This is a genomic window from Rhizobium sp. BK060 (genome assembly GCF_014193145.1).
Classification (GTDB): domain Bacteria; phylum Pseudomonadota; class Alphaproteobacteria; order Rhizobiales; family Rhizobiaceae; genus Rhizobium.
This window is the reverse complement of sequence record NZ_JACHYW010000001.1, coordinates 437,453-449,330: the sequence shown is the minus strand read 5'-3', so window position 1 is coordinate 449,330 and position 11,878 is coordinate 437,453. Positions and strand designations below refer to the sequence as shown.

Genomic DNA, 11,878 nt, shown 5'->3' with positions numbered 1-11,878 from the left:
GCCGAAAGGCTGGAAGTGTGACTGTCCCTCGATCATCACCTGCATCTCAGTGATCCGTTCTCGCAGCGGACGCGACATCTTTCATGCCACCTCCTTCAGAGAATTTGCAGAACCTTCAGCACACTACCGCGATCCGACAATGATATCAGTCGTAGGCAACGGACGGTACTTCCTGTCCGGTTATGTAGGTTCTTACCTCGCCAGGCACGGTCACAACAGTCTGGGCATAGCGGTGCCGGTAAACGCAAGTGCTGCTGCAGCAGCTATTGTACGAGCTTTCATATCTGCCTCCATAGATGAAAAGGGGAACTCCCTTTCCACATCAAGGTCCCGCACGAACGAGGTCCAATCGACTTACTGAAGTGTGCGGCTTGCGCCATCGTCGGACGGCACTTCAGCGGTCAAGAGAAGCTTGTCGATTCTACGTCCATCAAGGTCGACCACCTCGAACCGCCAGCCGTTCATCACGAAACTCTCGCCGACGTCAGGCAGATGCTTCATCTCTTCCAGTACGAGCCCTGCAACCGTCTGATAATCCCTGTCACTGTCAATCTGGAAGCCCATGAAATCGGCAAACTCATCGATCGGCGTCCAGCCGGATACGAGATAGCTGCCATCGTGGCGGCGTACGATCGCCTTCTCGCCAATCGAGTCCTCCTGGACCGCGCCCAGGATTGCTTCCAGAATGTCGCCGGAGGTGATGACGCCTTCAAAGTGGCCATATTCGTCATAGACCAGCACCATGTGGCAGCGTGAACGACGAATGGCCTGAATGACGTCGAGAGCGCCGGACAGATCAGATACGATCGGCACTTCCTGCACAATAGCGGTGATGTCGACATGGCCGGACGACGCAAGCGCGTCGTAAAAATCCTTGGTCAAAAGCACGCCGATGATTTCGTCGGAGCTATTCTTGCGCACTGGCAGTCGCGCCTGCGCGGTCCGGCGGAGTTGATCCCGAATCTCGTTGAAACCGTCCTCGACATCGATCACCTCCACCTCCCGGCGCGGTGTCATCAAGGCCCTGGCATTTCGGTCGGCCAAACGCATGACACCAGAGATCATCGCAGATTCTTCCATCTCGATGACGCCAGCGCTGTGCGCCTCTGCCAGGACGGTCTTGATTTCTTCATCGGTCACCACGTCACCAGACTTGCCTGATTGACCCAGAAGACGAAGGATGGTGCGGCCGGAGAAATCCAACAGCCAGACGAGCGGGGCGGCCAGGCGAGACAGAAGCATCATCGCCGGAGCGACTTTGCTTGCAACCGTCTCGGGGGCGCGAAGCGCGATCTGCTTTGGTACCAATTCGCCAACGATCAGCGACAGGTATGTGATGGCGACAACGACCGAGCCGACCCCGAGTGCATCGGCTGCGGCCTGTGACAAGCCGTGCGCGCCCAGCCAACCGGCCAGTCGCGCGCCAAGCGTTGCACCCGAGAATGCACCGGACAGTACGCCAACGAGCGTAATGCCGATCTGTACGGTCGACAGAAACCGCCCGGGCTGCTCAGCGAGCCGGATTGCCATGGCGGCCCCGCGGCTTCCCTGATCGGCCATGACCTTGAGACGAGCCGGCCGTGAGGAAACGACAGCAAGCTCGGACATGGCGAGGACGCCATTCAAGATGGTGAGAATAACAACGATTGAAATTTCGAGAAGCAAAAATAGGAACCCTGTAATTTCGAAACTACGCGAAACATAGGCATTCTCCCACAGAACACCAGCGCCAAGCCGGTCGCAACGACTGTTTCTTTCGCTTCTTTCAAGATCGCAGCGTTGCAGGGGATCGGATCACCGCAACACAGCTAGGAACCATAGCCAGGCACGCTTCGCTTCATCGCCGCCGCGATCTTTGAGCCATCCTTGGCAAGCATCTTTGGGGCCTGCCAAGCCTCCTTCGGCTCAATTGACGCCAACCAGTTGGCCGTGAGCGCATGTTGATCGCCCGCTTCTCCTCAAGCGCCCAGGCGAGCCGAACGTTTCGCCACTGCTCGCCGGAAAACAAAGGCACTGACCGGAACAAGGATTGCAACACAGGCCATCGCGATCAACAAATGCAAGTGGAGTTGCAGCCGTCCGAGCAAGGCCTCAACTGCCTGCCCGGCGAGGAACCCAATCGCAGTTATCAGGACGCCCCAAATTAGCGCAGCGATCGCGTTGAGTATGACAAACCTCCGCGTCGAAACCTTCGAGACGCCGATGGCAACGGGGCTGATCGTTCGTATGCCGTAGATGAAGCGAAAGGCGAGGATGAAGCCCGTGGGGTGCGCTTCGAGGAGCCGCGTCACTCTCGCAATCGGTTCCGATCCAAGCAGCTTCTGGACGTAGGACCACTTCGTGGCGTAGCGACCGGATAGAAAGAAGAACTGGTCTGCAACAAACGATCCGAGGCATGCGGCCAGCGCGACCTGCCAGTACGGGATGAGTTGCCGATGCGCGAAAACTCCGCCCAGGAACGCGGCCGTTTCACCTTCGGCTGCGGCTCCGAGAAAAACGGCGAGGACGCCGTACTCACCAATCAGTCTCTCCAGCAATGCCTAACCTCCGGCGGTCCAACGATGCGCAATCTGCCCTGAATTGCGTCCTGCGGCAACGTCGGCAGGACCTCCCAGGGCGGTGGGCAGATGGACAAGCGGCAGCGCGTGGTCGCGCTCGATGTCCGCTCCGACGACCTCAAAACGATCGTGCTTGATGGAAAATCTGCCAGGAAATCGATCGCCGCAGGCTTATGGCCAATCGATGTCATTGGCTCCCATGCGCGCCCGGGAGTAAGCAGAACGCACCACATGGCAAGCGAGTTTGATCTGCCACGCCTTTGACGAACACATTCGGCCGCTGGGCAAGCCCGCGCCGTCCTGCCTTGCAAACGGCCGTGCGAGACGATAATCCCGCTGTCCACGACATGTGCGACCAAAATCGCGCGTTTCGACGGTGCGGGGGGCAATCGGATGGACGTACAGAAGATCGGCTTCATAGGAACAGGGGCCATTGCCGACGCCATGGTCAGAGGCCTGCTGACCAAGCCTGCCGTCGTCTCGCAGGTGACGATTTCGCCGCGCAACGCCGAGATCGCGCAACGCCTGGCGGCCGACTTTGCCGAAATCACCGTCGCCGCCGACAACCAGGCGGTCATCGACGCGAGCGACATGGTTGTCTTGGCGGTGCGGCCGCAGATTGCACAGGCGTCCTGAGCGCACTGACGTTCCGAAAGGGACAATCCGTCCTCAGCGTTATCGCGGCGACCGACCGCAAGACGCTTTTCGACTGGATCGGTGCAGATGTTCACCTCGTACAGGCCATTCCGTTGCCTTTCGTCGCCGATCGCGATGGGGTGACTGCCGTCTTCCCGCCGGACCCTCCCGTTGCGGCGCTCTTTTCCGTGCTTGGCACTGCGGTCGAATGCGAGACCAAGGAGGAGTACGACCTTTTGGCCGCCGCCAGCTCGCTGATGTCCACTGTCCTTGGGATCATGGATGTCTCGGCGGCCTGGCTGGAACAGCGCGGCCTAGCCAAAGGCAAGGGGCGCGCCTTTATCGCGCCGCTGTTTGCGAGCCTTTCGCAAACGGCGCTGCGCTCAGACACCGTTCCGCTCGAAGAGCTCAGCGGCGAATTCGCGACAAAGGGCGGCCTGAACGAACAGGTTCTGTCCGACTTTCACAATAACGGCGGGCGCGATGCCCTGGTCCTGGCGCTTGACCGTGTTCTGGCGAGGATACAAGGCGCCTAAATTTAGAAGGTCGGAGGCGTACAGGCGCTGATGACCTCGCACGCGACCGGTCCGACGCATCGGAACCGATGCGGCCGGCGGCTTTCGAAATAATAGGCATCGCCCGGCCCAAGGATCCGGCGCTCGTCGTCGACCGTCACTTCAAGTCGGCCGGAGAGGATGATCCCGCCCTCTTCTCCCTCGTGAACGAGGGGAACCTTGCCAGTGTCTGAGCCTGGCTGATAGCACTCCTTCAGGATCTGCAGGCTGCGGCCAAACAGACTTTCTCCGACCTGCCGATAAGAGATTGCCCCCTTGCCGATCTCGACCAGTTCTTCGGCTGCATAGAATGCCTTTCGCGGCCGCTCCGGTTCGAACGCAAAGAACTCCGCCAGGCCGATGGGAATGCCATCAAGGATGCGCTTCAGCGCGCCGACGGAGGGGTTGGAGGAATTCGATTCGATCAAAGATATGGTCGAATTCGTGACACCGGCGCGCTTGGCGAGCTCGCGTTGGGAGAGATTGTGCATCATCCTCAGATGACGGAGACGATTGCCGATATCAATGGACATGGCGTGTTTTACCTGTTGCAAATATCAAACATATTCGTCTCACACACATAAATTTCAAGTGCTTATGCGCGCACAGAAAAGGACTTGTCCATAGCTGTAAATCACTCAACATTCTTCAAACTCAACGGAGAATAGAGTGATGGACCAGGTAAGCATGTCGAACCGACTTTCTCTCGAGAATTTCTGGATGCCGTTTACGGCAAACCGCCAGTTCAAGGCCGCCCCCCGGCTGCTCGCCTCGGCTGAAGGCATGTATTACACCGATGTCGACGGCAACAAGGTGCTGGACGGCACGGCCGGCCTCTGGTGCGTGAATGCCGGCCACGGTCGAAAGCGCATTGCGGACGCCGTTGCCCGCCAGTTGCAGACGATGGACTTCGCTCCGACGTTTCAGATGGGCCATCCCGTCGCCTTCGACTTTGCCGAAAAGCTCGCAAGGGTCGCGCCGGGCGGGCCGGCCGCAAAACTCGATCGTGTGTTCTTCACCGGCTCCGGCTCGGAGTCTGTTGATACCGCGTTGAAAATCGCAATCGCTTATCAGCGCGCGATCGGCCAGGGCACGCGCACCCGCATCATTGGTCGCGAGAAGGGCTATCACGGCGTTGGCTTCGGCGGCATCTCTGTCGGCGGGCTCGTCAACAATCGTCGGGTCTTTCCGCAGATTCCCGCAGACCATATGCGCCATACCCTCGACATCGAGCGCAATGGTTTCTCGAAGGGGCTCCCGCGGCATGGCGTCGAGCTTGCCGACGACCTGGAACGCCTGGTCGCGCTACATGGCGCGGAGACGATCGCCGCGGTCATCGTCGAGCCGATGTCCGGATCGGCAGGCGTCATCCTGCCGCCGGCCGGATATCTGGAGCGCCTGCGCGCCATTGCCGACAAGCATGGCATTCTCCTGATCTTCGACGAGGTCATCACCGGTTTCGGCCGGCTGGGCACGCCATTCGCGACCGATTATTTCGGCGTCGTCCCCGATCTCGTCACCACCGCCAAAGGCCTGACGAACGGCGCCATCCCGATGGGAGCGGTCTTTGCCAGCCGAAAAGTCTACGACGCATTGATGGTCGGGCCGGAAAACCAGATCGAGCTCTTCCACGGCTACACCTACTCCGGTCACCCGGTTGCCTGTGCCGCCGGCATCGCGACTTTGGAAATCTACAAGGAGGAGGGCCTGCTCACCCGAGCCGCCTCTTTGGCAGACACATGGCAGGAGGCTCTTCACTCCCTGAAGGGGCTGCCCCACGTTGCCGACATCCGCAACCTCGGCCTTGTCGGCGCCGTCGAACTTGCGTCACGCGACGGCGCGCCAGGAACACGCGCCTATGACGTCTTCGTGGACTGCTTCAGGAAGGGACTGCTCATTCGCGTCACCGGCGACATTATCGCGCTGTCGCCGCCACTGATCATTGAGACGGGCGAAATTGAAAGGATCGTCGCCATTCTGGCAGATGCCTTGACGCGCGCGCTATAGCAATCACCTGCGAAGCGTTTCTGTTTGGCGACCAACGGCCAAACAGAAACACAACGCGTTCGCTCGACGAAGAATTCTGCCATCGGCCTGCAGGCATCGCGCCAACTATCCTCGGAAAAGGCGCTTCGAACGGTTTGCTTTTTGATCCCGCCGGGATAAGGATCCCCGGTGTGACCAAGGAGTTTTCCACATCGATGTCGAAACCCCGGTTGAGACGGGAGGCAGATCTCCTTCTGCATCGTGGGACCAGAGCTGCCAGCGGCGACTATCCTGTGAGCCGCGCGCGCAGGCCTGCCGCCGTGCAACGTCTGATCGGTGCATTGGGCAACATCATGCTGTCCGACGCCGCTCCATTCATGGAAAAATTCGTTGCTGGGAAGGTGTTCCACCTGCTGCAGGAGCCGGGCGCAATCGCAACGAAGCCAGCCACGCCTGTGCCCTTGGGGCCTCAGTTGCAGTTTGCACTGCGCAATCTGGCCTCGAAGGGTGAGCCCTTCGCCGAGGTCGCGGCTGCCATCAACGATGTTGCCAAGAGCCTCGAATGGGTTGCGAGCAAGACCGGTCCGTTTGCCAGCATCAACATCGAGCATACACATGCGCATGCGGTGGTGGCGGGCATATCGGGCGTGGAGGAACGAGGCGACGTGGCTCTCGGCCTAACGATAATGGCGCCCTACAGCCGCTTCCCAGATCATATACAGTATCGCTCCCGCGTTTTTCTGGCACTATCCGACTGCGAGTTCTCTTGTGACGACAGGGGCTGGCAGCGCGCTTCCATCGGCTCGATTTTCTTCAACGAAGCGGGCCACAACGTCGCGATGCGGTGCACCGCGCGACCTCTTCTGGCGGCTTGGTGTCACGTCGAGAGATAGCTTGAGCGCCTCCCTGATTTGCCTCTTGCGGTTTGCGCGCCAACTTTTGAATTGTAAAGGCCACTCTAGAGAGGACGAAGCTCCTGCGCAGCAGCAACACATATCCCGAGCCAGGCGAGATGGCCGATCGCATTTATGGCGGTGACTGGGAAGCAAGCGCTCTAGGCCCGCCCTCCTCGTGGCCACTCTGCTTGAAGTCGGCCGTCGACATCATGCTGCCCGCCAAAGCTCAGATTGTCATCTTCTGGGGCCAGGATTTCGTCGCCCTTTACAACGATGCCTATGCGCCCACCATCGGGAGCAAGCATCCTCAGGCCCTCGGCCGCCCGGCCCGCGAGAACTGGAGCGAATTGTGGGGCGATCTGGAACCGCTCCTGCGGCGTGTGCTTGACCACGGCGAAACGGTGGCCGCCAAGGACCGTGCATTCTCTATCGAGCGTCACGGCTATCGCGAGACTGTTCACTTCGACATTTCCTACTCACCGATCCGGGACGAGGAGGGCAAGGTCGGCGGCGTCTTCTGCATTGTCAGTGAGACCACCGAACGCGTTAAGTTTGAAACCGAATTGCGAGAGAGCGAGGACCGGTTTCGTGCAATATTCTCGCAGACGGCAGCGGGTATCGGCCAGTCGGATCTCGCCGGGCGTCTCCTCCTGGTCAACAGCCGCTTCTGCGAAATCGTCGGCTACAGGCAAGCCGAGCTTCAGAAGTTGCGTGTGCAGGACATCACATTTCCCAGGGATCTGGACGACTACGTCCGATCATTCAGGACAATGTTGGAAACCGGCCAGAGCTTTGACATTGAGAAGCGCTATGTGCGCAAGGACGGCAGCCTCGTTTGGGTGGCGAATTCCATCTCACCGCTTCGCGACACGAAGGGAGCGATACGGCAAGCTGTCGCCGTTGTCGTCGATATCACCGAACGCAAGCGCGCTCAGGAAGTGGAGCGTCGCCTTGCCGCGATCATTGCCTCGTCCGACGACGCCATTCTCGGGACCGACCTGAACATGAGAATCACGAGCTGGAACTTCGGAGCCGAGAAGCTCTATGGCTATTCGGCCGAGGAAGCGATCGGCCGCTCAGTCATGCTTCTGGTTCCTGATGACAGAATTGAAGAGGAGCCGGCAATCATCCGGCAGGTCAACGCCGGTCTAAGGGTCGCTCCTTATGAGACCAAGCGGCGACGCAAGGACGGCCGGCTGGTCGACGTCCTGCTCAGCGTTTCACCGATCTTCGACGCGTATGGCAGGATCGTCGGGGCTTCGAAAATAGCACACGACATCAGCGCACGAAAGGAGGCCGAACGGCTCCAGAGCGTTCTCGTCGGCGAACTCAATCATCGCGTGAAGAACGTGCTCGCAACGGTGATGGCCATCGCGCGGCAGACGCTCGGGCGCGAGAAAGCAAACCGAGCGGGCGTGGACGCGTTCGAGGCTCGGCTTGCCTTGATGTCGAGGGCGCACGACCTCCTGACGCACGGCAACTGGGAGCAAGCAGAACTAGAGACGGTCGTCAGACAATCACTTTCTCCCTATCAACAGGACAGGTTTTCGATCTCCGGCCCGAGCATTCAACTTGCGCCGCGCGCCGTCGTGTCGATTTCCCTGGCACTGCACGAACTGGCAACAAATGCCCTCAAGTATGGAGCCCTGTCCACACCGGAAGGCCGCGTTTCGATTGAATGGTCGTTCGAGAGGAATGAACATGCCAGGCTGCGACTGCAATGGCGGGAAACGGGAGGACCGACCGTCACTGCGCCCTCGCGCAAAGGCTTCGGCTCACGCCTGATAGAAAGCCTGCTGGCGGCCGAATTGAAAGGGGAAGTAACGATCGCCTACGACCCAGCGGGCGTGGTGTGTGTGGTCGATGCCCCTGTGGGCGGTGGCTGGGATCACGAGCACCCGGTCGGTTCTGCGCAGTGACATCTGCTCGGCGGCTCGTCCTTCCTGCTCACTTTACAAGTAGCGGGGCCTTGCCTTTCACGCGTTCGTAAAGGTCGATGACGTCCTGATTGAACATCCTCACACAGCCAGACGACGCGTTCTTGCCGATTGACTGCCACTCTGGTGAGCCGTGGATGCGATAAAGCGTATCTTCGCCGTCCTGAAAGATATAGAGTGCGCGCGCACCCAGGGGGTTATTGACACCGGGCTGCATGCCCTGCTTCCACTGTTCGAGTTTTGGATTGCGCTTGATCATCGAAGGCGTGGGGGTCCATGTCGGGAACTTTCGCTTCCACTGAATGATCGCGCGTCCCTTCCATGCGCGACCCTGTGCGCCTAGGCTCACGCCGTAGCGAATGGCTCGTCCATCCTTCAGAACAAGGTAGAGGAACTTTTTCTCGGTCTCGACGACGATGGAGCCTGGCGGCTCGTCGGTTGCGTAATCGACTTCCTGGCGCAGATAGTCGGGATCGACGGCCGTATAATTTATAGCCGGCCAACGAAATTCGCCGTCATCCACTTCGGCATAGGCGAGCGCATAATCCGGCTTTTCGGAAGCAGGGATCACTGGCTGGGTTTGGGGCTGTCGCTCTTGTTGGGGCGCGACCACCTCGACGGAGGGGGACTGGGCGGCTTCGACAATTCGTTCCGCCGAAAGCTGCGTGCAGGCTGCAAGAAGTGAGATGCCGGTCGCTGCCATCAGCGGCCGGATCATGAATGTGGTAAGCAATTTCAAAGATTCCGATTCGTGGTCTGATCAGGTGAGATATGCCCTACTCGCTCATACCATGGCTGAAATATGGTTGAGACTGCCGGAAGTTTCGAGCAACGTCTCGCGCAGTCACGACTGTTGGAAGAGTGCAACAATGCCTCTGGCTCAGGCGCGGCTTCCCCCGTTCATTTTCACAGGGCCACCTCGCCCCATGCACTGAACCACCTCTTCGCCATCAGTCGGCGTAGCTACGCTGTGATCTGGAACCCGGAGGGTATAGCCGCAGGAGATGCCACTTCCACTTCGACAGCAACGACCGACGCGCCGGGCGGTCCTTTCCAGAATTCCTTCAACATCGCTGAGACGGCCGTCTGCGGGCCGGCGATGAGCGCTTTCACGGTTCCATCATCTTCGTTGCGGACCCAGCCCACCAGACCGAGCTGTTCAGCCCGGGCGCGTGTCCAGACGCGAAAACTGACGCCCTGGACCCGACCGGATATCCGCACCAATACTGCCTTCCGATCCTTCCCCATGCTCGTCTCCATTCGCGTGCCTTGTAGGCAATCTGGAACACCGGGACAGAATTCAAGCACGGTCTGTCCCGAAGCATGCGGCAATCGCCAAGCGTCACCCAGACATCGCGCGATTTCAACGCCATATCCTCTCTCGACGCTGGCACAAACCAAACGGCGCGCTATACTCATAATTGCATCAACATGAAGGGATCTCGATCATGCGCAGGCTTATCGCAGTGACGTCAGTCCTAGTCCTCAGTTTCGCCGGTTCAGCCTTTGCGCAAGCGAATATGGGCATGGATAGCAGCGGCCGCTTCGACGGTTCACCGCCGCTCGGGACTTCCCGCGAAGACGAGGCACCGAGCGGTGGATTCGCAATACCGTTCGACACGTTCCAAACCGGCAGTACGACAGGGTCCGGCAATATACAATGGACGCGATGCCCACCACAGCGCCGTGGGGTCCAAGGCAACAACCAAGCTTGCCTTGAGAGGAACTGAAAGCAAACCTTGCAGCCAACCGCGAGCCTGTTTCCAGGTTCGCGGATCTGCCATTTCTGTGCTAGGGGAACCGCGCAACGCGAGGCACGAATAACATGCTCCCCTGGATCCAGCTTGATTGCGCCCCCATTCCTGAAGAAGGCGGTGAATTGCGTCTCAAACGGCGAGGCAGCGAGTTCTCGATCATGCTGGGCTCGAACGAGCTGATGAACAGCCGCCTGAGTGGCTCCGAGGAGGCGCTCGCAACGCTTTCTCATGAAAGGATCAAAGGGCGTGCGCGTCCGCATGTGCTGATCGGTGGTCTCGGGATGGGTTTCACGTTGCGTGCTGCCCTTTCCGTTTTGCCACAAGATGCATCGATTATCGTTGCCGAACTCGTGCCGGCGGTGGTGAAATGGGCACGCGGGCCAATGTCAGACGTATTTCAGGGTTGCCTTAACGATCCACGCGTCGCCATCCATGAGGGCGACGTTGGCGAACTCGTACGGCGAAGCAAGGCGCACTTCGACGCAATCCTGCTTGACGTCGACAATGGGCCTGATGGTCTGACGCGCCGCTCCAACGATCGCCTCTACGATTTTGCGGGTTTACGCGCTGCACGCGATGCCCTGCGAACGGGCGGCGTTCTTGCCGTCTGGTCATCAGGTCCCGACGCCGGTTTCACCCGGCGGCTTGGCGACTGCGGCTTTACCGTCGATGCCGTCAACACACGCGCCAACGGCAAGCGCGGTGGCGCGCGTCACGTCATATGGCTCGCCGTCAAATAGATCAGCTTGCCTGGACCCGCCTGGCGGCTGCAATCGCGCTTGCTGCACCCGAACGCAATTGCTGCGTGTCGGCCCCGGCGATAACGAAATCGAAACCCATTTTCAACAGTTCGCCCGCCCGCTCGCCATTGCTGCCGAACACGCAGGCAAATTTGCCGTGAGCCCGGCAACGGGCGATCAAGTGCTTGAGAACGGCGTCGACCTGCGCCGTATCGGGTGCCACCTTCGCTCCATCTGACAGTGCGATCGACAAGTCGGATGGCCCGACGAAGATGCCGTCGATGCCGTCGACACGCATGATTTCATCTGCAGCATCAAGGGCCGCGCGCGTCTCGATCATGGCAATTGCCACGGTGTGCTCGTTGGCGGTCGCGAGATATTCGGTTGCCGAAAGCCCCGTATGGTTCATCGCCAGGGTCGGCCCCCAGCTACGCTCGCCAAGGGGTGGGTATTTGGTGGCCGTCGCCAGGGCCCTGGCGTCCGATGCCGAGTTGATCATGGGCGCAATGATGCCGGAGGCTCCCGCATCGAGAAGACGCGAGGCCGATGCGAAATCGCCGACCGGAATGCGAGCGAGCACCGGTTTGCCGGCAAGCCTCCCTTGGCCAATACCAACAGCGGCCGATCCGATATCCCAAACGCCATGCTGCATATCCAACACAACGGCATCAAAGGCCTCTTGCGCCAGATGATTGACGAAAAGCGGATCGGGAATGCCGATCCACGCGGATATCAATCCGCCCTCACCGCTTCGGATCCGCTTTGCGAAGCCGTCGATTGTCGTTGCGCCACTCATGCCATGCTCCTTTCGCGG

The 11,878-nt window shown here is 59.7% G+C and carries 10 protein-coding genes and 1 pseudogene; 5 read left to right on the top strand and 6 right to left on the bottom strand.

Translation table 11 applies throughout. The features are described 5' to 3' along the window. Positions 1–354: 354 nt before the first annotated feature. Together FHT71_RS02105 and FHT71_RS02100 are read right to left on the bottom strand one after the other, a co-directional pair. Positions 355–1,665, bottom strand: a complete 1,311-nt coding sequence (locus tag FHT71_RS02105) for a hemolysin family protein (protein ID WP_132587953.1) — start codon at positions 1,663–1,665, stop codon at positions 355–357. Between the two features lie 293 nt (positions 1,666–1,958). After that, positions 1,959–2,537, bottom strand: a complete 579-nt coding sequence (locus FHT71_RS02100; protein ID WP_183718767.1) for a VTT domain-containing protein — start codon at positions 2,535–2,537, stop codon at positions 1,959–1,961. A 414-nt stretch (positions 2,538–2,951) separates the two neighbouring features. Between FHT71_RS02100 and FHT71_RS02095 the strand changes: the two are divergent. Next, a pseudogene (locus FHT71_RS02095) lies at positions 2,952–3,730 on the top strand (pyrroline-5-carboxylate reductase). A 2-nt stretch (positions 3,731–3,732) separates the two neighbouring features. Here FHT71_RS02095 and FHT71_RS02090 read toward each other — a convergent pair. Further along, positions 3,733–4,281, bottom strand: a complete 549-nt coding sequence (locus tag FHT71_RS02090) for a cupin domain-containing protein (protein WP_007795916.1) — start codon at positions 4,279–4,281, stop codon at positions 3,733–3,735. Positions 4,282–4,420: 139 nt separating this feature from the next. Here FHT71_RS02090 and FHT71_RS02085 point away from each other — a divergent pair, with 139 nt between their 5' ends. From FHT71_RS02085 to FHT71_RS02075, 3 genes are all read left to right on the top strand, one after another. Then, complete coding sequence (locus FHT71_RS02085) at positions 4,421–5,755, top strand: aspartate aminotransferase family protein (RefSeq protein WP_132587956.1); 1,335 nt, start codon at positions 4,421–4,423, stop codon at positions 5,753–5,755. A gap of 194 nt (positions 5,756–5,949) precedes the next feature. After that, positions 5,950–6,627 carry a dimethylsulfonioproprionate lyase family protein gene (locus FHT71_RS02080; RefSeq protein WP_132587957.1) on the top strand — a complete coding sequence of 226 codons (678 nt, stop codon included), beginning with the start codon at positions 5,950–5,952 and terminating at the stop codon, positions 6,625–6,627. 119 nt (positions 6,628–6,746) lie between these two features. Next, entirely contained in the window at positions 6,747–8,549 is a 1,803-nt protein-coding gene (locus tag FHT71_RS02075; RefSeq protein ID WP_132587958.1) for a PAS domain S-box protein, read from the top strand. A gap of 28 nt (positions 8,550–8,577) precedes the next feature. On the opposite strand, the gene FHT71_RS02070 is transcribed toward FHT71_RS02075, so the two are convergent. Then, complete coding sequence (locus tag FHT71_RS02070; protein ID WP_183718790.1) at positions 8,578–9,285, bottom strand: L,D-transpeptidase; 708 nt, start codon at positions 9,283–9,285, stop codon at positions 8,578–8,580. A 245-nt stretch (positions 9,286–9,530) separates the two neighbouring features. Further along, positions 9,531–9,815: an acylphosphatase gene (locus FHT71_RS02065; RefSeq protein ID WP_183718765.1), complete on the bottom strand. Its 285-nt coding sequence runs from the start codon at positions 9,813–9,815 to the stop codon at positions 9,531–9,533. Positions 9,816–10,392: 577 nt separating this feature from the next. Between FHT71_RS02065 and FHT71_RS02060 the strand changes: the two genes are divergently transcribed. Beyond that, positions 10,393–11,064 carry a hypothetical protein gene (locus FHT71_RS02060; RefSeq protein WP_183718763.1) on the top strand — a complete coding sequence of 224 codons (672 nt, stop codon included), beginning with the start codon at positions 10,393–10,395 and terminating at the stop codon, positions 11,062–11,064. Between the two features lies 1 nt (position 11,065). Here the strand turns inward: FHT71_RS02060 and FHT71_RS02055 are convergent, their stop codons facing one another. Next, entirely contained in the window at positions 11,066–11,860 is a 795-nt protein-coding gene (locus FHT71_RS02055; RefSeq protein ID WP_132587961.1) for an aldolase/citrate lyase family protein, read from the bottom strand. Between the last annotated feature and the right edge of the window lie 18 nt (positions 11,861–11,878).